This is a genomic window from Prauserella oleivorans, from assembly GCF_042685745.1.
Classification (GTDB): domain Bacteria; phylum Actinomycetota; class Actinomycetes; order Mycobacteriales; family Pseudonocardiaceae; genus Prauserella_A; species Prauserella_A oleivorans.
The window spans coordinates 4,313,665-4,337,009 of the sequence record NZ_JBHUNT010000001.1; the positions used below are offsets into that span (position 1 = coordinate 4,313,665).

Here is a 23,345-nt window from a genome sequence, read left to right on the forward strand (position 1 = left end):
TTACCGCAGGTCAGCGCAGTGGGTGGCGAGTGGGGGCCGGTGGGGGGAGATCGCCGCCGCGGGTGATGCCGACGGGACTAAACCACCTGGGACGCACCGATTCGTGTTGCTCACACCACATCGGGACCACATCGGACGGTCCGGGGTGGGGCCAGGTGGGGCGCGTGGTGGAGCGTGGGGGACGGCCGTGGTCAGCCGCCGAGGACGTCGGCGAGCCGCAGCGCGATCCGGTCGCGGTCCGCCGGCGCCACGCTCATCCACCGCTCGCCGTCGCGGCCGGGCAGCACCGTGCCGAGGTACGCGCCGACGTCGGTGACGAACCAGCTCACTCCGCCGAGTCTGCGCAGCCGCTCGCCGTCACGAACCCGGACGGAGAACTGGCCGGCCGCGAGCACCGGCCGCGCCTGGATCGCCAGCACCTCGCGGATCTGCTGCGCGTATGCGCGCGAACCGCCCCGAGAACCGGTGCCGTAGACGGGATCCTCCGCGGCGTCGCCAAGTGCCGACGCCGGCAGGCTCACGCCGTAGCCGGGACCGGACTCGACCTCCGGCAGCACGCCGACCGCCGCGGCGAACAGCTCGCCCTCGCCGATCGCCTCCAGACCGATCGTGCGGTGTGGCTGCACGGCGAGCACGCCGGCACCGCCCCCGGCGGCCGCGACCGCGCGCAGTGGCTCGGCCTCGGTCATGTCCAGCAACGCCTCGCACTCGACGTACACCGACGCGGAGGCCAGCAGATCGAGCCGTTCCCGCAGCGCGGCATCGAGCTCGCCACCGTGGGCCAGTCCGCGCTCGGCGAGGTTGTCGTACACGGCCTGCCGGATCTCCCGGCGCTCCGACTCGGTCTTCCCTCCACTCGGCACCGCGAGCGGAGCCGGAGGCGCACGGTGGCCGAGGTCCGACCACAGGATGTCGAAGGCCGAGGCGGACACCCGGATCACTCGAGCGCCGGCCTTCCCTCTTCGGTCAGGGCGGGCGGTGGCGTGAACGACACGGCGGGCACGGCCGCCCGCAACGCCGCGTCCCGCGCGTACATGACGTCGATGGCCTTCTGCCGGGCCGCCTCGGCCTCCTCCCGCCGTGCCGAGAGCACATCGGACAGCCCGACCAGCACTGCGATGTCGCCGCTGCCCGCGGCGTCCCGGATCATCGCGGCAGGGTCGTACGACACCGGCTCGGGCATCTCGGCGCGGGCCTTCGCCGCGACCTCGGCCTGGCTCGCGACGGCGTCGGCGAGCGTGGCCGAGACCCCGGCCGCCGACCGGGACCAGGCGGCCGCCCTCGCCAGCGCGGCGCGGACCGCCTCACCGCCGGGACCGCTCCACGCGTCCTCACTGGCACCGGACACGCCGGTCAGCACCTCGCCCGCCTCGTGCAACCGTTCGGCCAGGTCCGTCCACTCACGACTGATCTCCCCCGCCGCCGAGGGCTCGTTACCCGATTCGACGTCGGCCTTCATCGCCTCATGGCTGTACCACTCGTAGCGACGTTCGGTGGCGGGTACCGCGTGCTCGCTCATCCGGCTCCCCCCGGCAGGTCCGGTGCGACCAGCTCGGCCACGGTCATCGCTCGCCGGCACGCGTCCTCGGTACCGGTGAAGTCCGTCCTCGACACGTCCACGTGCACGCTCGCCGACTCGCCCGCCGCCACCAGCACCGCGCACGTGCCGTCGTCGGCGGCCGGGTCGGCGACCCGCAGCGCGTCGTGGCCGCCGATGCTGATCGGCTCGGCGTCACCGGGCACGTCCAGGTCCGCCAGTCCGGACGTGCCGTCGACCGTGACCGTCACGCCGAAGGAGCCCGGCTCGGTGTAGTCGCACGCGGCGGCGCCCCCGATCGACCGGCGCTCCCCCGGCACCGTCAGGCCGGCCGTCGAGCGGTCGGCCGCGGACAGCAATGCGCACGGATCGAGCACGGCGAGTTCGGCCGCCGTCGACGAGGGCGCGGCGGAGTCCGGAGCCGGAGCAGGCACGGCGTCGGCCCCGGCCGGCTCGCCGTGCGACCTGCCACAGGCGGCCACGAGCAGCAGCACGGGCGCGAGCAGGCGGAACCAGCGCATCGGTCAGCCTCCGCCCACGCAGTCGACCCCGTCCGCAGCGGCCTCGTCCTCGGCGCGGTACCGCTCGAGCGCAGTGTTGATCTGCGTCTTGAGCGACTCGAGCTCCCGGCCGAAGCGGGTGAGAGCCTCCACCGCGGAGCCCTCGCCCTCCAAGCCGTAGCGCGCCATGAACTCCCCGAGCTCGCCGGCGTACCCGCCGCCCAGCGGCACCGTCCGGCCGAGGACCTTCGCCTGGCGCACCAGCCTGCCCACCACGTCCTGGAGCTCGCTGAGCCGCCGGAAGGCGTCGGTGGCCAGGTCGGGCGCGACGGCGAACGCCTCCGCGGGCACCACGGGTGCCGCGGCGTGCCCACCAGTCATCGCTCGCACCTCTCCGTAACCGGCTGATCTCAGCACGAGAGCATAGGCGAGAACGCTCGGTCATCCGGCCCGCCCGTACGCCGTCACCTGATCGTCGCAAGCACAGTCGGTGACGGTTCCGCTGCGCGGGGTTGGATCTCCGAGTTCGCCTGCGTTTGACACACTTCGTGGCACGCTGGGACAAGGGCGGGGCAGCCCATTCCATGAACGGTGACCACCCGTTCGTGGCATGCGCGAGGGGCATCAGGAGGTCGTGTGACGTCGAGAGGGCACTCTGCCGCAACCGCCGATCCGGCCGGCGAGCACGCCGGTCCGGCGGCCTACCCGCAGGCCGTGGCCAGGCCGAGCACTGGCCTGGCCGAGCTGCACGAGACCGCCCGGCGGATCGCCGGCAACGTCGAGCGCGTGCTCGTCGGCAAGCCCGAAGTCGTGCGCATCGCGCTGGTCACGCTTCTGGCGGAGGGGCATCTGCTCGTCGAGGACGTGCCGGGGGTCGGCAAGACGTCGCTGGCCAAGGCGCTCGGGCGGTCCATCGACTGCACCGTCAGCCGGATCCAGTTCACGCCGGACCTGCTGCCGAGCGACGTCACGGGCGTCTCGATCTACAACCGCCAGCAGGCGGACTTCGAGTTCCGGCCCGGTCCGGTGTTCGCCAACATCGTGGTGGGCGACGAGATCAACCGAGCCTCGCCGAAGACGCAGTCCGCGCTGCTGGAATGCATGGAGGAACGCCAGGTCACCGTCGACACGACGACGTACCACCTCGACGAGCCGTTCATGGTGATCGCCACCCAGAACCCGATCGAGATGGAAGGCACCTACGCGCTGCCCGAGGCGCAGCGCGACCGCTTCACGGCGCGCGTGTCGATCGGCTATCCGGACCCGCAGGCGGAACTGGCGATGGTCGACGAGCACGCCGGGCACAATCCGCTCGACGATCTCGAGCCCGTGTCCGACGCGGCGACCGTGCACCGGCTCGTCCAGGCCGTGCGAGGGATCCACCTCGCACCCGAGGTCCGGCAGTACGCCGTGGAGCTGGTGGCGGCGACGCGCCAGGTGCCGGAGCTGCGGCTGGGCGCGTCGCCGCGCGCGACACTGCAGCTGGTGCGGGCCGCGCGGGCGCAGGCGGCGCTGTCCGGACGCGAGTACGTGGTGCCCGACGATCTGCACGCCGTCGCCGTCCCAGTGCTCGCGCACCGGCTTGTCCTCACCACCGAGGCGCACGCCGCCCGCCGCTCGGCAACGGACGTCGTGCGCGCGGTCCTGCAGCGCGTTCCCGTCCCCCACGGCGGTAACGGGCTGGCCCACCGGTAGCGCACGGAACGGACCGACGTGACCACTCCCAACCCCGGCCTGGCCGACCCGGTGCGGGACCGCACCCGGGCCGGCCTGTGGCGCTCGCTGTCGGGGCTGACCACCCGGGGCCGCTGCCTGCTCGCCGCCGGGGTGGCTGCGGCCGTGTGCGCCGCCGTCCTCGACGAACGCGATCTGCTGCGGATCGCGGTGTTCGTCATCACGCTGCCGTTGTTCGTGGCGCTGCTGGCCTCGGCGTCGAAGGTGCGGATCGGCGCGTCGCGCACGCTGCTGCCTGAGCGCGTGCCCGCGGGCGGGCACGGGGAGGTGCGGCTGGACCTGTGGCGCGACGGCCGGCTCCCCGCGGGCGACGTGCTGCTCGAGGACGGTGTGCCGTACGTGCTCGGCTCGCGGCCACGGTTCGTCGTGGAGCGGCTGCCCCAGCACCGGTCGGTGGCCCTGCGGTATCCGATCCAGCCCGCGCTGCGCGGCATCCAGCGCATCGGCCCGCTCCGGGCGACGATCACCGACCCGTTCGGCCTCTGCGAGTTCGAACGGGACCTGACGTCGTTCTCGCGGCTCGTCGTGGTGCCCCGGGTGGTGCGGCTGTGGGGCCTGCCGATCGGCGCGGGCATCGGCTCGGGCGACGACGGCAGCATCCGGCTGCACGCGGGACAGGGCGAGACCGACGTCAGCGTGCGCCAGTACCGGACCGGCGACGACATGCGGAAGGTCCACTGGCGCTCGACGGCCCGGCGGGACGAGATCATGGTGCGGGTCGAGGAACGCGCGTGGCGAGGCGGCACCACGGTGCTGCTCGACCACCGGGCCGCCGCCCACCACGGCAGCGGAGCGACCGCGAGCCTGGAGTGGGCGGTCGAGTTCGCCGCCAGCGTGTGCCTGCATCTCGGGCACGCCGGCAACCGGGTGCGGCTGGTGAGCGAGCACGGCCGCGTCCTCGCCGACACGCCCGGTGGTGGCGGGCCGCAGTACGACAACGTCGTCCTCGACGCGCTGGCCGCCCTGCAACCCACCCACGAACGCGAGCTCACCACCGGTTTCGACCCGGCACAGGGACAGGAACTGATCGCCGTGCTGGGCACCGTCGGCAAGGACGCGGTCACCGAGCTCACCCGGCGCCGGCCGCGCGGCACCCGCAGTTTCGCCGTGCTGCTCGACACCCCGGCCTGGAGCGGCAGCGTCTCCCCCGGCCCGCGGAGCACGTCCACCGACGAGGCGGCGACACTGCTGCGCGCGGCGGGCTGGGGCGTCGTCGTCGCGGGCCCCCGATCGCCGATGACCCAGGTGTGGTCCGAGCTGTGCCGCACCGTGGCTCCGGGCACGTCGCTGCTCGGCGGTGTGTCATGACCACCACCACGCCGCCACGGCCGCAGGCTCCCCCACCTGCTCCCGCGCCACCGCCACGGCCGGCGATGACCGCGAACGCCGTCGTGTCGCCGGTCGCGGCCGCGATCGCCACGATCGCCGCCGCGACAGCCCTCACCGGCGTCATCCAGGGCTGGGGCTGGCTCGGCTACGTCGTCGTCGCGACCGTGCTGGTCACCTGCACCGGCATGGCGCTGCGGGCACTGCGCGCGCACCCCTTCGCGGTCGGCGCCGCGCAGCTGCTGGTACTGCTGTTCCTGGTGGTCGGCGCGTTCACGCGCAGCGGCTTCCTCGTGATCGTCCCCGGTCCGGCGGCGCTCACCGAACTCAACGACGTGCTGGTCGCCGCGTTCGAGGAGATCCGCACCGGGCTGCCTCCGGTCGAGGGCACCACGCCGATCGTCTGCCTGGTCACGATCGCCATCGGGCTCGTCGCCGTGGTGGTCGACATCCTCGCCGTGACGGCCGCCGCGCCCGCGGCGACCGGGCTGATCCTGCTGTGCGTCTACGCCGTGCCCTCGGCGCTCGCCGGTGAGCTCCTGCCCTGGTGGACGTTCGCGCTCGGCGCGGCCGCGTTCGCCGGCCTGCTCGCCGTCGACGGCAGCCACCGGCATCGCAGCTGGCGCAACCGCGGCACCCCCGGTCTCGGCGCCTCCCCCGGCTCGGTGTCGGCGCCGGTCGCCGTGGTGGCGGCGGCGCTCGCGGCCGGTCTCGTGGCGGGCACCGCGGTCACCGGCATCGGCACCGAGGGCAGCCTGCCCGGCTCCAGTTCCGGCAGCGACGACGTGCCGGGCGGGCTCGGCATCAACCCGTTCACCTCGCTGCGCGGGATGCTCGACGAGGGCACGTCGGTGGAACTGTTCCGGGTGCACGGGCTCGGGCAGGACCGGCGACTGCTGCGCGCCTTCACGCTCGACACCTACCGGCCGAACGAGGGATGGGGACTGCCGGAGGGCCCGATGCCCGCCGGCGTGCCCGCCGACGGCCCGCTGCCCGCCGCGCCCGGCGACGACGGCACCGGCGAGAGCAGGCCCATCCGCATCGAACCGGTCAACTGGGTGGATCTGTGGCTGCCGGTGTTCGGCGCGCCCCGCAGCCTGCACTCGATCTCCGACGGCTGGTACTACGACCGCACGAGCGGCACGGTGTTCCGCGAGCGCAGGCAGCGCCCGGGGCCCTACGTCGAGGTCGCGTCGCTGGAGGAGCCGTCACGCCAGGAACTGCGCGCGAGCGAGCCCGCTGCCGACGACGTGCCGCCGGTCTACACCGAGGTGGAGGCCGTCGACCCACGGGTGCGTGACCTCGCGGAGGAGCTGACGGCCGACGCCCCGACCACCTTCGACAAGGCACAGGCTATCTGGAGTCACTTCACCAGCCCCGGCAACGGGTTCATCTATGACACCCAGACCGCCCCGGCGAGTGATCCCGACGCGCTCGCCGACTTCGTGCTGAACGGCAAGCGCGGATTCTGCGAGCAGTACGCCTCGGCGATGGCCGTGATGCTGCGCTCGATCGGCATCCCCGCCCGGGTCGCGGTCGGCTTCACCACCGGCTACCCGAGCGGCGACACCCGCGTCATCACGTCCCAGGACGCACACGCCTGGGTGGAGGTCTACTTCGGCGACGAGGGCTGGGTCGGCTTCGACCCGACGCCGCTGTCCGACGGCCGGGGATACGTGCCCGAGTACCTGCGGGCGCCGCAGGACAGCGGGAATCCCGGCGAGTCGCCGGGCGAGGAAGTGCCGACCGCGTCGTCCAGCGTGAACGCCCCGTCGAGCCCGCTCCCCGGCGCGCAGTCGCCGTCGGACACCGCACAGAATCGGCGCCCGTTCTACGCGGCGCCGTCGTGGTCCGGCTGGGGCGCGCTGGGGGCCGCGCTGGTGGCGCTGCTCGCGACGGCCGCGGTCGTGCTGCTGGGCAGGCGGATCGCGACGGGCAGGCCCGGCAGCGGCACCACCGTCCCCGCCTGGCTGGTGGGCGCGGCGCTCGGCCTGTGGGTGTTGTCCCTGGTGTTCGTGGCCTGGCAGCTGCACTGGGCGGTCGCGCTGTTCGTGCTGATCGTCGTCGGCGGGGTGATGGCGCCCGCGGCGATCCGCGAGGTGGTGCGCATGCGCAGGCTGCAGGACATCACACAGGGACGGGCGTCCGCCGCCGACGCCGCGTGGCAGGAGCTGCTCGACGAAGCCGCCGACCGCGGCATCGAGATCCCCCGCAGCGACACCGTGCGGCTGGCGGCACAGAAGGTCGCCCAGCGGCACCGCCTGGACGAGCAGGGCAAAAACGATCTGCGCACCGTGGTCGGCGTGGTGGAGCGGTCGTGGTACAGCCCGCCCAGTTCGGACTCGGGCGCACGGGACCAGCAGGAGCTCGCACGGGCGTTCCACGGTCTTCGGGACAGTCTGCATCGCAGCGCACCGCTGTCCTGGCGCGGCCGGCTGTTGCCGCGGTCGCTGTTCCGGCGCCGCTCCGGCCGCTGATCAGCCCGCCGGAGGCGGGACGCGCGGCGGTACCGGTGTGTGCACCAACGGGCGGCGGACGCGAGCCGGTGTGCCTCGCTGGCCGCGAGCACCGCGAGGGACCGTGCGAGAGATGGCGTGGGTCAGGGTGTGCGCATATGACTCGAGCAGGGCACCGGAGCACCCTGCTCGAGTCGGCGTCGAAGCGACGTCAGCGGTCGTCGAAACGCTGCCGGAAGCGCTCTTCCATGCGCTGGGTGAAGGAGCTGCGCCGGGTCTGCTTGGCGCCGGGCGTGCCGGAGCCACCGGACTGATCGTCCGATCCCCCACGGGTTCGCATGGCAGTGACAGCGAGCAGAACCCCAAAGAACATCACCAGGAAGCCGAGCACGCTGATCAGCGGAATCTCGGCGACCCGGAATGGCACCACGACGCCCAGCACCAGCAGGCCTACGCCCACCACGAACAGCGCAATGCCCTGGATGCGCCTGCGGCGCGTCGGGCGGCGCATCTTGGCGCCACGTACCGTGGATGCGAACTTGGGGTCCTCGGCATAGAGCTCGCGCTCGATCTGTTCGAGCAGCCGCTGCTCATGCTCGGAGAGTGGCATCTTTCCTCCTCCGGCACAGCGTTGTCTCCGACCCCTTGGCGGGCGCCGGACCGCGCTTCGTCGTGGACCCAACGACCCCCCGGTCGGGGCGTCTGTCACCAGGATACGAGCACGACGCTTCGACGACTACCCGATCTCACCTGAACCACGCAGAGATTTCCTGGGAAAACGCCGACCCGGACTCCTCACCCGGTCGAACGCGACGAAACTCACCCCTCATCGGGTGACAGCAGCGATGCGGGACGCACCGCGGCGGCGCCGAACCTGGACCGCGCGACGTCGGCGGCACGCTCGGCATCACGCCACCGTGGAGCGGGCGCGTCGAAGCTGAGCTGCTCGCCGGCCTCCCCGTCGGCGAGGCCTTCGACCCGGACCCCCAGCAGCCGGACGGCGCCACCGGAAACGGCCTCGTCGAACAGGGCGGCGGCGGTGGCGTGTACCTCCCGGGCCACGTCGGTGGGGGCGAGCAGGGTCCGAGCTCGGGTGATCGTGCGGAAGTCGGCGAACCGGACCTTGATCGACACGGTCCGTCCTCGCAGCCCGCGTGCCCGCAGGGTCGCGGCGACCCGTTCGGACAGGCGCAACAGCTGCCGGTCGAGTACCGCCCGGTCGTACTGGTCGACGTCGAAGGTGTGTTCCGCGCCGAGGGACTTCTCCTCGGCGTCGGGTACGACCGCACGGTCGTCGCGGCCGTGGGCGAGCGCGTGCAGGTGCTCGCCGAGTGCCGTGCCGAGACTGCGGCGCAGCCGGTCGAGCGGCGCCCTGGCGACGTCGGCGATGGTGTCCAGACCGTGCCTGCGCAGGTTCTCCTCGGTCTTGCGGCCGACTCCCCACAGCGCCGACACGGGCAGGGGATGCAGGAAGTCCAGGGTCTCGGCGACGGGTACCACGACCATGCCGTCCGGCTTGGCCATGCCCGAGGCGAGCTTCGCGACGAACTTGGCCCCGGCCACGCCGACGGAGCACGTGATGCCGTGCTCGCCTGCGACACGTTCCCGGATGTGGGCGCCGATTCCGGCCGGGGTGCTGCCCAGGCGCCGGAGCGCACCGCTGACGTCGAGGAACGCCTCGTCCAGGCTCAGCGGTTCGACCAGCGGCGTCAGGTCGCGGAAGATCGCCATGACGCCTTGGGAGACCTCGCGGTAGGCCTCACGGTTCGGCGGGATCCACACCGCCTGCGGGCACAGCCGCCGGGCGGTGCCGACGGGCATGGCCGAGCGCACGCCGTAGCGGCGGGCCGGGTAGTTCGCGGACAGCACCACCGAGCGCGGACCCGCACCGGCCACGATCACCGGCCGGTCGGCCAGCTCGGGCCGCTCGCGCAGCTCCACGGCGGCGTAGAAGGCGTCCATGTCGACATGCAGCACGCCGCACCCCGTGTCGTCGGGCACTGTGCCTGCGGCGGCCCGGAACCGCTCGTACCCGGCGGGCAGCTGCGCGTTTCGTCCCACGCGGTCAGGTTATCCGGCACCCCCGACGATCTCGGCGGCGGAAACGCCCGCGCTCAGCCGGGGCGGCGCGCGAGCGCGTGCAGCCTGGTGGCGATGTCGCGCAGTGGCGGGGTGCTCGCCGCCTGGGCCTCGAACTCGGCGACCTCGTGCTCCCACGACACGACGGCACTGGCGGGTTCGGGCTCGACATGCTGGACCACGTCCGAGACCACGCCGTCGCCCTGGATCAGCGTGACCTCGAGGCCTGCGCCGCCGAGCAACGCCTCGAGGCCCGCGGTGTCGAATCGGCGCAGCAGCGTCTCGGCATCGTCGGTGAGCACGCCGTCGGGCTCGGTGAGCAGTTTGAGCGCCTCGCCGAGCCGCCCCGCGAGCGCGCGGTGCAGCACGGCGGCATGCCGGTTGGCCGCCAGCACCGACAGGCCGCCCCCGGGCGCGAGCACCGCCGAGAGCGCGCGCACCGCCGCGGCGGGGTCGTCGACGACCTCGAGCAGCCCGTGGGCGAGCACGAGGTCGGCCGAGCCGTCCGGCACGTGCTCGCCGAGCGCGTCGGAGTCGTCGGCCACGACGGTGATCCGGTCGGAGACGCCTTCCTCCTCCGCGCGGCGCCGCAGCGTGGCGAGCGCGTTCGGATTCGGTTCGACGACGGTGACGAGGCAGCCGTCCGACGCGAAGGGCACCGCCCACACGCCACTGCCTCCGCCGACGTCGACGACCCTCGGCCGCTCGACGCCGCGGGCCCGCGCCTCGCGCAGTTCGGCCTCCAGCACCTTTCGCACCGCCGCCGACCCGTGACCGGCCGAAGTCTCCGTTCGCATGGACGGCAGCGTAGTTGGGCCGCTCGCAGCACTCACCTCGACCGGGCACGACTGCGTTCCGGATACGGCTACGCTCGCAGTTGTGCACACGGTCGCCGTACTCAGCCTCAAGGGAGGCGTGGGCAAAACGACGGTCGCTCTGGGCCTCGCCTCCGCGGCGCTGCGCCGGGGCGCGCGTGCGCTCGTGGCGGACCTGGACCCCCAGGGCAACGCCACCGCGACGCTCGACCCGCCGATGACCGACGCGACCCTGACCGACGTGCTCGAGACGCCGCGCCTGGCCGTCATCCAGGAGGCGCTCGCGCCCAGCGGCTGGAGCGACGATCTCGATGTCCTGGTGAGCTCCGAGGACCTGGAGCTGCTCAACGAGCCGGGTCCGGACACGCGACGCATGGACAACCTGGCCCGTGCGCTCGACGTGCTGCGCGCCTCGCCGCGCGGTGAGCGCCCGTACGAGCTGGCGATCCTCGACTGCCCGCCCTCGCTCGGCAGGCTGACGCGCTCGGCGCTCCTCGCCGCCGACAGCGCGTTGCTGGTGACCGAGCCGACGATGTACGCGGTCTCGGGCGCCGAACGGGCACTGGAGGCCATCGACACCATTCGCGCCCAGCAGAACCCCCGGCTGCGCCCAGCGGGCGTGCTCGTCAACCGCATGCGGACCCGTTCCTACGAGCACCAGTACCGGATCCAGGAACTGCGGGAGTCCTTCGGCAGGCTGGTCATGCCCACCGCGATCCCGGACCGGCTCGCGATCCAGCAGGCGCAGGGCGCGTGCATGCCGATCCACGAGTGGAAGTCGCCCGGCGCGCAGGAGATCGCGCTCACGTTCAACATGGTGCTCGCGAAGATCCTGCGCTCGTCCCGGGCGGGCAGGCACCGCCTCGACCATGCCGAGGAGCCCGAGACCGCCGGTCGCGCCGTGCCGCATCCGCCCGCGGCGGCCGAGACGACCTCGCAGTTTCCCGTGCCGCAGCGACTCGGCGACCGCGAGACCGGCTGAGCGTGCCCGAAGGCGACACCGTCTTCCTCACCGGCAGGACCGTGGACAAGGCCCTCGCCGGCCACACCCTGACCCGCACCGACTTCCGTCACCCGGCGTTGGCGACCGTCGACCTCGCCGGCCGGGACGTGCTGGGCGTGCGCACGGTCGGCAAGCACCTGTTCTTCCGGTTCTCCGGCGCGCTGAGTCTGCACAGCCACCTGAAGATGGACGGGGCGTGGCGGGTGTTCCGGCCGGGTGCGCGCTGGAACATGCCTGCGCACCACGCCCGGGCGGTCCTGGCAAGCGCCGAGGCGGAGGTCGTGGGGTTCCGGGTCCACGATCTCGCCCTCGTGCGCACCGGCGAGGAGCACCGGCTCGTCGGTCATCTCGGCCCGGACCTGCTCGATCCGGAGTGGACAGACGAGCACGCCGGCCGCGCGGCCCGGGCGCTCGCCGCGGATCCGGACCGCGAGCTCGGCTTGGCGCTGCTGGATCAGCGTGTCCTGGCCGGTGTCGGCAACCTCTACAAGGTGGAGATCTGTTTCCTGCTGGGGGTCACGCCGTGGACGCCGGTGCGCGACACCGACGCCGCCCGCGCGGTGGAGCTGGCACGGACACTGTTGTCCGCCAACGCATGGCGGTGGGAACAGAGCACGACCGGCGACCTCACGCGCGGCCGGCGCACCTGGGTGTACGAGCGGACGCGGCAGGGCTGTTTCCGGTGCGGCGGGCGCGTCCGGGTCGCCACGCAGGGCACGGGAACGGAGGGCAGGCCGACGTGGTACTGCCCGCGCTGCCAGCGTGGCCCGGCGCCCGGCGACCGCCCGACCTCTTCACGGTGGCGCTGACCACGTTCGGTGGCGGCGAAATTCTGTTGCCGGACAGGCGATCGCGGACCTAGCGTGGCGGTACACGAGAAAGGAGGTGGTCCTACGTTGAACAGCTACAGGACTCGTGAGGTGGCTGTCCGCTGACGGACGGCGCACGGACCACCTGAGTACGTGTGCTGCCAGGCGAATACCAGGCAGTCACCGGCCCCCTGACGCTCCCGGGTACCGGTCCGACCCGGGCCCGACCGGCTGACGACGGTCGGGAGTCGCGTCGGGGGCTTCCCCTTCTCCTGCTCCCCGCGTAAGGCAGCATAGGGAGCCGTGCTTTTCGACAAGATCGTCCGCCCCACGCTCTACCGGCTGGGCGGGCAGGATCCCGAGACCGTCCACGAACGCACCGTGCGGGCCCTGGCCAGGCTGAGCTCCGCACCGCCCGCGCTCGCCGCGCTACGCCGTATCTACGCCGTCGACGCGCCGGTCACCGTGTTCGGGATCCGCTTCCCCAACCGCGTCGGTCTGGCCGCCGGCATGGACAAGGACGGCCGCGCCTTGGCAGCCTGGCCCGCGCTCGGGTTCGGGTTCGTCGAGGTGGGCACCGTCACCCGGCACGCACAGCCAGGCAACCCGAAGCCGCGGCTGTTCACCCTGGCCGACAGCGACGCGGTGATCAACCGCATGGGGTTCAACAACGCCGGGGCCGAGGCGCTCGCCACGCGGCTCGCACGCACCGGCAAGCCATCGGTGCCGCTGGGCATCAGCATCGGCAAGTCCAAGGTCACGCCCATCGAGAACGCCGTCGCCGACTATCAGGCCTCGTTGCGCGCCCTGCACCCCTACGCCGACTACGTCGCCGTCAACGTCAGCTCCCCGAACACGCCAGGCCTGCGCACCCTGCAGGATCGGGCGTCGCTCACCGACCTGCTCGCCGCGCTCCGGGCGACCACCCGGGAGCTCTCCCCCGCCGCGCCGATCCCGCTGCTGGTGAAGGTCGCTCCCGACCTCACCGACGAGGCGCTCGGCGAACTGCTGCAGGTGTGCACCGACCACGACGTGGCCGGGATCATCGCCACCAACACCACGCTGAGCCGGGACGGCGTCGCGCCCTCCGGCACCGGGATCGCCGGCCAGCCGGGCGGCCTGTCGGGCCGGCCGCTCGCCGCGCGGGCGCGCGAGGTCGTCCGGTTCGTGCGCGCGCAGACCGGCGACCGGCTGCCGGTGATCGGGGTCGGCGGCATCACGAGCCCGCGGGACGCCGAGGCGATGCTGGACGCGGGCGCGAGCCTGATCCAGCTCTACACCGGCTTCGCCCTGCACGGCCCCGGACTGGTGCGGCGGATCAACCGGACGCTGGCCGCGGACCAGGCACGTCGGCCCGCCGCGTACTGAGGTAGCGCAGGTAGGCCCGCCAGCAGCCGTAGGCTGTGATGTCGGTGCCCTCGGCCGCCGCGACGGGGTCACACAGGAGACCGGTGGCGGTCGCGCCACCGGCGAGGTCGATGCTGCCAAGCGTCATGGGCGCGGGCAGCCCGGCGAGGAAGTGGCCGAGCCCGGCCTCCGACACCACCCACCGTTCCGCCAGCAGCGGCCCTCCTCCTTCGGCCGCGCGCAGGATGCCGGGCTGCGGCGGCGACCCCGGCAGCGCCACCATCCGGTAGTACGGCGCCGTCTCGACGAACCCGGTGAAACGTGCGCCGACCTCGGCGAGCCGGTCGTTGAGCGGCTGGCCGCGCAGGTAGGCGCCGAAGACTGCCAGCTCGACGCCGGTGTCCGGATAAGGCGTGTCGGCCTGGATGCCGCTGAGCTGGCCGACGACGTCGATGGCGATCTGGTCGTCGAAGGCGCGCGTCACGACGGCGGCGTCGGCCGCGTCCCGGTCGGAGAATGCCACCGCGGCCACGTCGAGTGTGCCGACGAGGTCGGCGAGCGCCGGTGTGGTGCCTTCCAAAGGCAGGACGAGCGCGTCGAACCCGTCCAGCGTGGTGGCGGGCTGCCCGCGCCAGCGCCGCACCCCGGCGGTGAGGCTGATCTCCTCCACGACGGCCCCGGTGGCGCGCAGCGTGTCGACGGTGGCCGAGAAGCCGGCCTGCGCCGGCTGCGGCAGGCCGGCACGCTCGCGCTGCCGCGGGACGGCGATGCGCGGGTGCTCGCCGGCGCTGAACCGGACCGACGCAGGCCACGCGCGGCTCGCCGGGTCGGTGTCGTCCCGGCCGGTCAGGGCGGCGGCGGCGTGCTGGCCGATGTCGATGTTGCGCGCCAGGACGGTGACCTCGCCCGGTCCCGGCACCAGCCCGCGGGTCGGCCGCACCGCCACGACGCCGCGGCACTCCGCGGGCAGGGACCAGCATGTCGCCGCGTCGACGACGTCGAGGACCGGCGACGCGGCGAGGCCTGCGGCGTCCGCGATGCCGAGGATGACCGCACCGGACTGGACCAGTCGCTGCGCCGCCACGGGGTGCTCCTGGATCGCCACGAGTGTTCCGGCGAGGGGCAACCGCTCTCCCGCGCGGACACGCTCATCGACGGCCTTGGCGTCGACGAGGACGTCCTCGCGGGAACGGACGGTGAGCCACGACTGGGGCCGGTCGGCACGCGCGATGCTCTCGAACGCGGCGATGGCGCGCTGATACGCGCTGACCGGCGGAACGGAAACGGGGTCTTCCTCGATCGGAAATGGATTCACGCCGCTGTCCTTTCGCCACTGACAGCCGCCGGATACCCGTTGCCTCGTCGGTGAATCGGTGTATCCGCTCGAGCCTTTCCTTGCGAGGCTAGGAACCGCGGGTTTCCGCCACGGTGTCGGTCGCGTTACCCCGAAATTTCCCGCCGTTACGGGTGGTGCGCCGGACGAGAGCGGTCGTCGGTGGGGGAATCGGGCCCGTCAGGACAGTTCCCGCAAGGCGAGCGCGAGCCCGGCGAGCCGATCGGTGGCGTCGGTGAGCGCTTCCTTCGCGGGCTGGGCGCCGTTGGTGCTCGCGGCGACCGCCTTGCCCGCCGCGGCCACGAGCGCGCCGTAGCCTTCGACGCCGTCGTCGAGCTGGCCACGCAGCGTGGTGACGGCCTCGTCGAGTGCGGCCCGTTCGCCGGCCGGTGCGGCGGCCCTGGCTCGTTCGATCGACTGGAGCCGGGCGGCGAGGGCGCGCAGTGCGCCGGCTGCCTCGGTGGCGGTGGCGCGGGCGTCCTCGACCGACACCGTGGGTACCGAGGACGGCGCTCCGTGCTGGGGCGCGGCGAGCTGGTCGAGCAGCTCGGCCAGCGTGGCCTCGCTCTCGGCCAGGCGCTCCATGGGCTTGCGGGCCGCGGAGCCGGAGGCCGGGAGCTTCGTCGGCTTCGGCGTCGCCGGAATCTCGGTGCGGTTGAGCCGGTACAGCCGGACGCCCGACTGCACGCCGAGCACGCCGAAGATCACCGCCGAGGTGATGCCTCCGAAGGCGCCGATGAATCCCTCGGTACCGCCGGTGATCCCGAAGTACCCGCCAAGCGCCCACAGCACGCTGAGCAGCGTCAGGATGGTCCACAGCGTGAGCGCGCGGGCCGTCCAGCGCTTGCGGCGTTCGAGCTTGACGGCGGGGTCGTTCCAGCGGGCGAGCTTGTCCTTGACGTCGTTGACGACGGTCAGGTCGACGGTCGGCCTGCGCACCGGCGGGCGCGGGACCCGGCCAGTGCCGTCACCGGTGCTCTCCGGCCGCTCCCGCGCGCCCTGGTCCGTCGACGGCGGAACGTACTTCTGCAGCTTCTCCTGAGCCCGCTGCGCATAGTCGGGCAGGCGCTCGATGTGCTTTTCCAGCTTCGCGGTGAACTCGCTGAAGTCGCGCCTGCCCGACGTACCCGCCATGATTCCGTCTCCGGCCCGCTCAGGCTTCGTTCTTCTGCCGCTCGGCCTCGACGCGAGCCTGGATTTCCTTCTGGACGTCGCTGCCCGAGGACGCCGGCTTCGCGGCGGCGGTGCCCGCCGAGGACGCCGCCGAGCCGTCGGTCACCTGGGCCACCGACTCGCCCTTCATGGACGCACGGATCTGCTCCAGGCGGTTGTGCCCGGCGAGCTGGGTCGTGGAGTGTTGCACCTCGAGCATGCGGCCCTGCACCGAGTTCTGTGCGAGCTCGGCGGAACCGAGGGCCGTGGTGTAGCGCTTCTCGATCTTGTCGCGGACCTCGTCCAGCGACGGCGTGTTGCCCGGCGCGGCGAGCTCGGTCATCTGGGTCAGCGACGCCGACACCTGCTCCTGCATCTTGGCCTGCTCCAGCTGCGAGAGCAGCTTGGTGCGCTCGGCCAGCTTCTGCTGCAGCATGCTGGCGTTGCGCTCGACGGCCTGCTTCGCCTGGGCGGCGGCCTGCAGGGCCTGGTCGTGCAGCGTCTTGAGGTCCTCGATGCTCTGCTCCGCGGTGACGAGCTGGGCGGCGAAGCCCTCGGCCGCGGTCTCGAACTCCTGCGCCTTCGCCTCGTCGCCCTTCGAGCGCGCCTCGTCGGCCAGCACCAGCGCCTGGCGGGTGGATGCCTGCAGCTTCTCGACCTCGCCGAGCTGGCGGTTCAGCTTCATCTCGAGCTGCCGCTGGTTACCGATCACGGAGGCCGCCTGCTGGGACAGCGCCTGGTGGTTGCGCTGCGCCTCCTCGATGGCCTGCTGGATCTGCACCTTCGGGTCGGCGTACTCGTCCACCTTCGACGAGAACGCCGCCATGAGGTACTTCCAGAACTTCACGAAAGGGTTGGCCATCTCCTCCGCCTGCCTTCTCACGTCCCACGGGCTTGTTGATCCGGTTCCGTCACCACTCGCCGCTGTCCTGGCAACGTGCGACCCCCGGTGTTGGGTTCCATCGTGTCAGGTCGGCGGCGGTCGTTCCAGGCGACCCCGGGGGAATTCAGGGATGGCCCTGAGCTGCGGTCGGGTACCGGCGCGGCCGGCGACTCAGGCGGCGAGAACCGCCTTGGACTTCGGCGGGCGGATGGTGGTCCGCAAGGTCGGCGAGATCCGGAGGTCGCTCAGGTCCGTGCCCGCGGTGTCGGGCACGAGCCTGCCGCCCTCGAACCCGCTCGCGGACGCACTGGCGGCACGACCGTCCGCAGGCTCGCCCGAAACGGGTTCGGCGGGCTCGTCGACGGCCGCCCGCTCCATCGTGTCCAGGGCCGAGACGTCGTTGGCGACCTTGTGCAGCAGCTCGGCCAGCGGGAGGTCCAGCGCCTCGCAGATCGACGCCAGCAGCTCGCTCGAGGCTTCCTTCTGGCCGCGTTCGACCTCGGAGAGGTAACCCAGGCTGACCCTGGCGGCGCGCGAGATGTCGCGCAGCGTCCGACGCTTGGTGGTGCGGGCATGACGGAGCCGATCACCGATCGCCTCACGCAACAGCACGGTCATCACGCGCCTCCCTTCAGCTACTCACCACGTTACCGAGCCCGGCCGACAGAACGCAGCGGTTCCCGGTCACGTCCGCCCAGGGCGAACGCGGAGATCACCCGAGTTGTTCCGCCAGCAGCTCGAGCGCACCCCGCACGGCGGCTTGCCGCACGACGTCGCGGTCACCCGATACCTGCAGCGTACGGGTACCGCGGACGACCGCGCCCGCCACGCCGACGTACACCGTTCCGGGGGGCACACCGTCCTGCGGGTCCGGGCCCGCGACGCCGGTGAGCCCGAGACCCCAATCGGCGCCACAGCGTGTCCGGGCACCCTCGGCGAGCTGGGCCGCGACGTCGGGGTGGACGGCGCCGTGCGCGGCGAGGAGTGCCGGGTCCACGCCCGCGAGAGACCGCTTGAGGTCGGTGGCGTAGACGATCAGACCGCCGCGCACGACCGCGCTGGCACCGGGGACGTCGGTGAGGGCGGCACAGACCAGGCCTGCGGTCAGCGACTCGGCGGTGGCGACGGTGTGGCCGTGCCGCATCAGCTCGCCGACCAGCCGCCGCGCCAGCGGGGTCGCCGCGCTCACGCCGCCCGCCCGGCGGCGCGCAGCCGCACGGCCCGCACGACGTAGTCCAGCCCGGTCACGACCGTGAGCACCAGCGCGACGCCCAGGCACACCCACCGCACCGGCTCCGCGGCGTCGGGCAGCGGCAGCAGGTAAAGCCCGATGGCCACCACCTGCGCCAGCGTCTTCGCCTTGCCGCCACGGCTGGCCGGAATGACCCCGTGCCGGATCACCCAGAACCGCAGCAGCGTCACCCCGAGCTCCCGGACGGCGATCACGATCGTCACCCACCAGGGCAGCAGGCCCAGCACGCTCAGGCCGACAAGCGCGGCACCGATCAGTGCCTTGTCCGCGATCGGATCGGCGATCTTGCCGAAGTCGGTGATCAGGTCGTACTTGCGGGCCACCCAGCCGTCGACGCGGTCGGTGAGCGCCGCGACGGCGAACACGGCCGTGGCGACATAACGCCACAGCGGCTCGGTGCCGCCCGCCTGGAACAGCGCGAGCACGAACAGCGGCACCAGCACGAGCCGGGAGATGGTGAGCAGGTTGGCGGCGTTGAGCATCGGCACCGAGGCGATGGCCCGCGCCGGCACCTCGGCGTCGTGGTCTGCTCCACCCGCTCCGGCACTCACGGGGCGGGGTCCCCGACCGGTTCCAGCGGACGGACGACGAGGTCCACGCCGGCGCTGTCCACGACCTCGCACCGGATGAGCTCGCCGACCTTGCAGCTGCCCGCGTCCAGCACCACGCACTCGCCGTCCACCTCGGGCGCCTGGTGCGCCGCGCGGCCGGTGACCTCGTCGCCGACCGACTCCACGAGCACCTCCACCGTCTGCCCGATCCGCTCCTCGGCGCGCTGGGCGGTGAGCTCCTCGACCAGCGCGGAGATGCGGCCGACCCGTTCCGCCACGGTGCCGGTGTCGAGCTTGCCGTCGAAGCCCTCCGCCTCCGTGCCGTCCTCGTCGGAGTAGCCGAACACGCCCACGGCGTCGAGGCGGGCCTCGGTGAGGAACCGCTCCAGCTCCGCGACGTCGGCCTCCGTCTCGCCGGGGAAACCGACGATCACGTTGGTGCGGATGCCCGCCTCGGGCGCGTAGGACCGGATCTGGTCGATCAGCGCGAGGAAGGACTCGGTGGAGCCGAAGCGACGCATCCGGCGCAGCACGGTCTCACTCGAGTGCTGGAACGACAGATCGAAGTAGTCGGCGACCCCGGGTGTGGTGGCGATGGCGCGCACCAGGTCCGGCCGGGTCTCCGCGGGCTGCAGGTAGGACACGCGCACACGCTCGATGCCGTCGACGCCGGCCAGCCGCGGCAGCAGCAGCTCCAGCGCCCGGGTACCCCCGAGATCGCGCCCGAGGTCCTTGCCGTAGGACGTGGAGTTCTCGCTCACCAGGAACAGCTCGCGGGCGCCCTGCGAGGCGAGCCAGGCGGCCTCCGCGACGATCTCGTCGGGGTGGCGCGAGACGAACGAGCCGCGGAACGACGGGATCGCACAGAACGAGCAGCGCCGGTCGCAGCCGGAGGCGATCTTGAGCGAGGCGACCGGCGAGTCGTCCAGCCGCGAGCGCAGCACCCGCGGCCCCCAGCCCGCGTGCCCGGGCACGGCCACCTGCTCGGCCGCCGAGGGCCGCTCGACCGGACTGATCGGCAGCAGCGTGCGGCGGTCGGACGGCGTGTGCGACTCGATGCGCCTGCCCGCGACGACGTCGGCGAGCCGCTCGGCGAGCTGGGGGTAGTGGTCGAAGCCGAGCACCGCGTCGGCCTCCGGCAGGTTCTCGGCGAGCTCGCGGCCGTACCGCTCGGCCATGCAGCCGACCGCGACGACCTTGGCGCCGGTGTCGGCGGCGGCGAGCAGCGTGTCCACCGAGTCCTTCTTGGCCGACTCGACGAAGCCACAGGTGTTGACCACGACGACGTCGCTGGCCTCCGGGTCGCTCTCGAGCTCCCAGCCGCCCGCCGCGAGGCGCCCCGCGAGCTCCTCGGAATCGACCTCGTTGCGTGCGCAGCCGAGGGTCAGCAACGAGACCCGGCGGCCCTGTGAGGAATCAGCGGCAGACACCCGACAAGGGTAACGACCAGGCCGTGGACACCGCCGTGCAGGCCGCCCGCTAGCGTTTCCCGGGTGGAGTCACCGATCATCCGCCGCGCTCGGATCGCGGACGTGCGCACCATCAAACGACTGGTCGACTCCGACGCCGGCAAGGTGCTGCTCGAGAAGAACCTGGTGACGCTCTACGAGGACGTGCAGGAGTTCTGGGTCGCCGAACTCGATGGTGAGGTCGTGGGCTGCGGCGCACTGCACGTGCTGTGGGAGGACCTCGCCGAGATCCGCACGGTCGCGGTCGACCGCGCCAGGCGCGGGCACGGCATCGGGCACGCGCTGGTCGCCCGGCTGATCCGCCTTGCGCGTGAGCTGGGGTTGCGCCGGATCTTCGTGCTCACGTTCGAGACGGAGTTCTTCGGCAGGCACGGTTTCCGCGAGATCGACGGAACCCCCGTGCCGCGCGACGTCTACGACGAGATGCGCCGCTCCCCCGACGCCGGCGTCGCCGAGTTCCTCGACCTGCCGTTCGTCAAGCCGAACACGCTGGGCAACACCCGGATGCTGCTGGAGCTCTAGCCTCCAGCGCCTCACTCCGCCTCGTCCTCGGCTTGCGGAGGCTCGTCGCCGCGGATCATAGCGAGCACGCCGGGCAGGTCGTCGGGCTTGACCAGCACGTCCCGCGCCTTCGACCCCTCGGATGGGCCGACCACTCCCCTGGTCTCCAGCAGGTCCATGAGCCTGCCCGCCTTGGCGAAGCCGACCCGCAGCTTGCGCTGCAGCATCGACGTGGAGCCGAACTGCGAGGTCACCACCAGCTCGGCGGCCTGGAGCAGCACGTCCAGATCGTCGCCGATGTCCGGGTCGATCTCCTTCTTCTCACCCGCCTTGGCCGCGGTGACGCCCTCGGTGTAGTCGGGCTCGGCCTGCTCCTTCGTGAAGTTGACGATGGCCGCGATCTCCTCGTCGCTGACGAAGGAGCCCTGGATGCGGATCGGCTTGCCCGCGCCCATCGGCAGGTACAACCCGTCGCCCATACCGATGAGCTTCTCCGCGCCGGGCTGGTCGAGGATGACGCGCGAGTCGGTGAGCGACGACGTCGCGAACGCCAGCCGCGACGGCACGTTGGTCTTGATCAGGCCCGTCACCACGTCCACGGAGGGGCGCTGGGTGGCGAGTACCAGGTGGATGCCCGCCGCGCGCGCCTTCTGCGTGATGCGCACGATCGCGTCCTCGACGTCGCGGGGCGCGGTCATCATGAGGTCGGCGAGCTCGTCGACGATGGCCATGATGTAGGGGTACGGCCGGTACTCGCGCTCGCTGCCGGGCGGGGCGGTGATCTCGCCGTTGCGCACCTTGCGGTTGAAGTCGTCGATGTGCCGCACCCGGTTGGCCTGCATGTCCTGGTAGCGCTGCTCCATCTCCTCGACCAGCCAGGCCAGTGCGGCCGCGGCTTTCTTCGGCTGCGTGATGATGGGCGTGATGAGGTGCGGGATGCCCTCGTAGGGCGTCAGCTCGACCATCTTCGGGTCGATCAGGATCATGCGGCACTCGTCCGGGGTCGCCCTGGCCAGCAGCGACACGAGCATCGAGTTGACGAAGCTCGACTTACCGGAGCCGGTGGAGCCCGCCACGAGCAGGTGGGGCATCTTCGTCAGGTTCGCGGTGACGAAGTGGCCTTCGATGTCCTTGCCGAGGCCGATCACCATCGGATGGGTGTCCTTGGCCGCCGTCGAGGAGCGGAGCACGTCGCCGAGCCGCACCATCTCCCGGTCGGAGTTGGGGACCTCGATGCCCACGGCCGACTTGCCGGGGATGGGGGCCAGCAGGCGCACGTTGTCCGTGGCGACGGCGTAGGCGATGTTCTTGGTCAGCGCCGTGATCTTCTCGACCTTCACGCCGGGGCCCAGCTCGACCTCGTAGCGGGTGACCGTCGGCCCGCGCGTGAACCCGGTGACCTGGGCATCCACGTTGAACTGCTCGAGCACGCCGGTGATCGCCTCGATCATGGCGTCGTTGGCCTTGCTGCGGGCCTTCGGCGGATCCCCGAGCGTGAGCAGATCCGGCGACGGGAGCTGGTAGTCGCCCTCGACGGTCCGGGTCACGGACAGCGCCGGTTCGGGGGTGCGTGCCGGGCGCTCCGCGGCCTTCGGTTTCGACTGCGACTTCGGCTCGGGCTTGCGCGCGGGCTCGGGTTCCGGTTCGGGCTCGAGCATGTCGTCGAGCGTGGCGGCGCTGGCCTGCCTGCGCCGGGACGGTTTGCGCAGGCGCACGGACGCGGGGTCGGCGTCGGCGACCGGGTCCGACGCGCCGGCGCGGTCGTCGGACTCGCCGTCCTCGGGTTCGACGCCCCACTCGCTCAGCCGGCGCGGGATGTCGCGCACGGGGGTGCCGGTGAAGACGAGGATGCCGAAGGCGAGGCAAAGCAGCAGCAGCGGCACGGCCACCCAGACGGTGACGCCCCGCGACAGCAGGTCGCCGGAGAACCAGCCGAGCCACCCGCCCGCGTACATCTGGTCGTCGTGGGTCTGCGGGCGCCCGTTGAACACGTGCAGCAGGCCGAGGACCGACAGCGCCATGAGGGTCGCGCCGAGTCCGCGGCGTGGCCGGGTCTCCGGTGAGGGTTCCGACCGCATCAGTCCGACCGCGGTCACCACGAGTACCAGTGGCAGCGCCACCGAACCGGCGCCGAGGAAGCTGCGCACGCCGATGGTCACCCATTCGCCGATCGGGCCCGCGCCCTTCCACAGCACGCCGACGGCGGTGACGAGACCGAGCGCGATCAGCCCGAGCGCAAGGCCGTCCCGCCGATGTTCCGGCTCCAGATCGCGCGTGCGGCCGACCGCGCGGGCGAGGCCGCCGACGCCCTTGGCAACGAGGTTCCAGCCGCCGCGGACGGTCGCCGCCGCAGCGCCGCCGCCGGACCGGCGGGTGCGTTTCGGGGGCCTCGCCGGCTGCTTGCGCGCGGGCGTGCGTGCCGACGAGGCCGTGCGCGTGCGGCCGGACCCCTTCGCCGGAGTCCGGGTGCTGCCGGCCTTGCCGGACTTGCCACCGCCGCGCGTCGTGCCCCGTCCCTTCGTCACCGACCCGCTTGCCATACCTCTACGGTAACCGCCTGACCACGTTCGTCCCGGCTGCCACTCTCGGCACGGGAGC

General features: G+C 72.6%; 22 protein-coding genes. 7 read left to right on the forward strand and 15 right to left on the reverse strand.

Going from position 1 to position 23,345, the window contains the following annotated elements; translation table 11 throughout:
- Nucleotides 1-191: 191 nt before the first annotated feature.
- The 4 genes from ACFSZT_RS21135 to ACFSZT_RS21150 are packed head-to-tail and all read right to left on the reverse strand — an operon-like array spanning nucleotide 192 to nucleotide 2,418.
- Nucleotides 192-941, reverse strand: a complete 750-nt coding sequence (locus ACFSZT_RS21135; RefSeq protein WP_377385848.1) for an ESX secretion-associated protein EspG — start codon at nucleotides 939-941, stop codon at nucleotides 192-194.
- Entirely contained in the window at nucleotides 938-1,519 is a 582-nt protein-coding gene (locus tag ACFSZT_RS21140; RefSeq protein ID WP_377385851.1) for a PE-PGRS family protein, read from the reverse strand. Before ACFSZT_RS21140 ends, ACFSZT_RS21135 begins: the two co-directional genes overlap by 4 nt.
- On the reverse strand, nucleotides 1,516-2,058 hold the full coding sequence (locus tag ACFSZT_RS21145) for a DUF3558 family protein (protein WP_377385854.1): 543 nt from the start codon (nucleotides 2,056-2,058) through the stop codon (nucleotides 1,516-1,518). The genes ACFSZT_RS21140 and ACFSZT_RS21145 overlap by 4 nt, the downstream gene beginning before the upstream one ends.
- 3 nt (nucleotides 2,059-2,061) lie before the next feature.
- Nucleotides 2,062-2,418, reverse strand: coding sequence for a hypothetical protein (locus ACFSZT_RS21150; protein WP_377385857.1), 357 nt, complete (start codon nucleotides 2,416-2,418; stop codon nucleotides 2,062-2,064).
- 255 nt (nucleotides 2,419-2,673) lie between these two features.
- On the opposite strand from ACFSZT_RS21150, the gene ACFSZT_RS21155 reads away from it, so the two are divergent.
- The 3 genes from ACFSZT_RS21155 to ACFSZT_RS21165 all read left to right on the forward strand — a co-directional run bounded on the left by ACFSZT_RS21155 (nucleotide 2,674) and on the right by ACFSZT_RS21165 (nucleotide 7,574).
- Complete coding sequence (locus ACFSZT_RS21155) at nucleotides 2,674-3,732, forward strand: AAA family ATPase (protein ID WP_377385859.1); 1,059 nt, start codon at nucleotides 2,674-2,676, stop codon at nucleotides 3,730-3,732.
- Between the two features lie 75 nt (nucleotides 3,733-3,807).
- Entirely contained in the window at nucleotides 3,808-5,079 is a 1,272-nt protein-coding gene (locus ACFSZT_RS21160) for a DUF58 domain-containing protein (protein ID WP_377386851.1), read from the forward strand.
- Nucleotides 5,076-7,574: a transglutaminase TgpA family protein gene (locus tag ACFSZT_RS21165; RefSeq protein WP_377385862.1), complete on the forward strand. Its 2,499-nt coding sequence runs from the start codon at nucleotides 5,076-5,078 to the stop codon at nucleotides 7,572-7,574. Before ACFSZT_RS21160 ends, ACFSZT_RS21165 begins: the two co-directional genes overlap by 4 nt.
- A gap of 190 nt (nucleotides 7,575-7,764) precedes the next feature.
- Here the strand turns inward: ACFSZT_RS21165 and ACFSZT_RS21170 are convergent, their stop codons facing one another.
- From ACFSZT_RS21170 to ACFSZT_RS21180, 3 genes are all read right to left on the reverse strand, one after another.
- Entirely contained in the window at nucleotides 7,765-8,163 is a 399-nt protein-coding gene (locus ACFSZT_RS21170; RefSeq protein WP_377385864.1) for a DUF3040 domain-containing protein, read from the reverse strand.
- Between the two features lie 209 nt (nucleotides 8,164-8,372).
- Nucleotides 8,373-9,614: a DNA polymerase IV gene (locus tag ACFSZT_RS21175; protein ID WP_377385867.1), complete on the reverse strand. Its 1,242-nt coding sequence runs from the start codon at nucleotides 9,612-9,614 to the stop codon at nucleotides 8,373-8,375.
- A 53-nt stretch (nucleotides 9,615-9,667) separates the two neighbouring features.
- A complete protein-coding gene (locus tag ACFSZT_RS21180) occupies nucleotides 9,668-10,429 on the reverse strand; it encodes a methyltransferase domain-containing protein (protein ID WP_377385870.1) in 762 nt (253 codons plus the stop codon).
- 82 nt (nucleotides 10,430-10,511) lie between these two features.
- On the opposite strand from ACFSZT_RS21180, the gene ACFSZT_RS21185 reads away from it, so the two are divergent.
- The 3 genes from ACFSZT_RS21185 to ACFSZT_RS21195 all read left to right on the forward strand — a co-directional run bounded on the left by ACFSZT_RS21185 (nucleotide 10,512) and on the right by ACFSZT_RS21195 (nucleotide 13,627).
- On the forward strand, nucleotides 10,512-11,429 hold the full coding sequence (locus ACFSZT_RS21185) for a ParA family protein (protein WP_377385873.1): 918 nt from the start codon (nucleotides 10,512-10,514) through the stop codon (nucleotides 11,427-11,429).
- Nucleotides 11,430-11,431: 2 nt separating this feature from the next.
- A complete protein-coding gene (locus ACFSZT_RS21190) occupies nucleotides 11,432-12,259 on the forward strand; it encodes a DNA-formamidopyrimidine glycosylase family protein (protein WP_377385876.1) in 828 nt (275 codons plus the stop codon).
- A gap of 303 nt (nucleotides 12,260-12,562) precedes the next feature.
- On the forward strand, nucleotides 12,563-13,627 hold the full coding sequence (locus tag ACFSZT_RS21195) for a quinone-dependent dihydroorotate dehydrogenase (RefSeq protein ID WP_377385879.1): 1,065 nt from the start codon (nucleotides 12,563-12,565) through the stop codon (nucleotides 13,625-13,627).
- Here the strand turns inward: ACFSZT_RS21195 and ACFSZT_RS21200 are convergent.
- From ACFSZT_RS21200 to rimO, 7 genes are all read right to left on the reverse strand, one after another.
- On the reverse strand, nucleotides 13,578-14,921 hold the full coding sequence (locus ACFSZT_RS21200; protein ID WP_377385882.1) for an allophanate hydrolase-related protein: 1,344 nt from the start codon (nucleotides 14,919-14,921) through the stop codon (nucleotides 13,578-13,580). The genes ACFSZT_RS21195 and ACFSZT_RS21200 overlap by 50 nt on opposite strands.
- A 198-nt stretch (nucleotides 14,922-15,119) precedes the next feature.
- Nucleotides 15,120-16,073, reverse strand: a complete 954-nt coding sequence (gene pspM / locus ACFSZT_RS21205) for a phage shock envelope stress response protein PspM (protein WP_377385884.1) — start codon at nucleotides 16,071-16,073, stop codon at nucleotides 15,120-15,122.
- 19 nt (nucleotides 16,074-16,092) lie between these two features.
- Entirely contained in the window at nucleotides 16,093-16,953 is an 861-nt protein-coding gene (locus tag ACFSZT_RS21210) for a PspA/IM30 family protein (RefSeq protein WP_377385887.1), read from the reverse strand.
- A gap of 192 nt (nucleotides 16,954-17,145) precedes the next feature.
- Complete coding sequence (locus tag ACFSZT_RS21215; RefSeq protein WP_377385890.1) at nucleotides 17,146-17,592, reverse strand: helix-turn-helix domain-containing protein; 447 nt, start codon at nucleotides 17,590-17,592, stop codon at nucleotides 17,146-17,148.
- 94 nt (nucleotides 17,593-17,686) lie between these two features.
- Nucleotides 17,687-18,163, reverse strand: coding sequence for a CinA family protein (locus ACFSZT_RS21220; RefSeq protein ID WP_377385893.1), 477 nt, complete (start codon nucleotides 18,161-18,163; stop codon nucleotides 17,687-17,689).
- A complete protein-coding gene (gene pgsA, locus ACFSZT_RS21225) occupies nucleotides 18,160-18,708 on the reverse strand; it encodes a CDP-diacylglycerol--glycerol-3-phosphate 3-phosphatidyltransferase (RefSeq protein WP_377386854.1) in 549 nt (182 codons plus the stop codon). Before pgsA ends, ACFSZT_RS21220 begins: the two co-directional genes overlap by 4 nt.
- Nucleotides 18,709-18,773: 65 nt before the next feature.
- Complete coding sequence (gene rimO, locus ACFSZT_RS21230) at nucleotides 18,774-20,207, reverse strand: 30S ribosomal protein S12 methylthiotransferase RimO (RefSeq protein ID WP_377385895.1); 1,434 nt, start codon at nucleotides 20,205-20,207, stop codon at nucleotides 18,774-18,776.
- 63 nt (nucleotides 20,208-20,270) lie between these two features.
- Between rimO and ACFSZT_RS21235 the strand changes: the two genes are divergently transcribed.
- Entirely contained in the window at nucleotides 20,271-20,768 is a 498-nt protein-coding gene (locus ACFSZT_RS21235; protein ID WP_377385898.1) for an amino-acid N-acetyltransferase, read from the forward strand.
- An 11-nt stretch (nucleotides 20,769-20,779) separates the two neighbouring features.
- Here ACFSZT_RS21235 and ACFSZT_RS21240 read toward each other — a convergent pair whose 3' ends face one another.
- Entirely contained in the window at nucleotides 20,780-23,287 is a 2,508-nt protein-coding gene (locus ACFSZT_RS21240; protein ID WP_377385902.1) for an FtsK/SpoIIIE family DNA translocase, read from the reverse strand.
- Nucleotides 23,288-23,345: the final 58 nt, after the last annotated feature.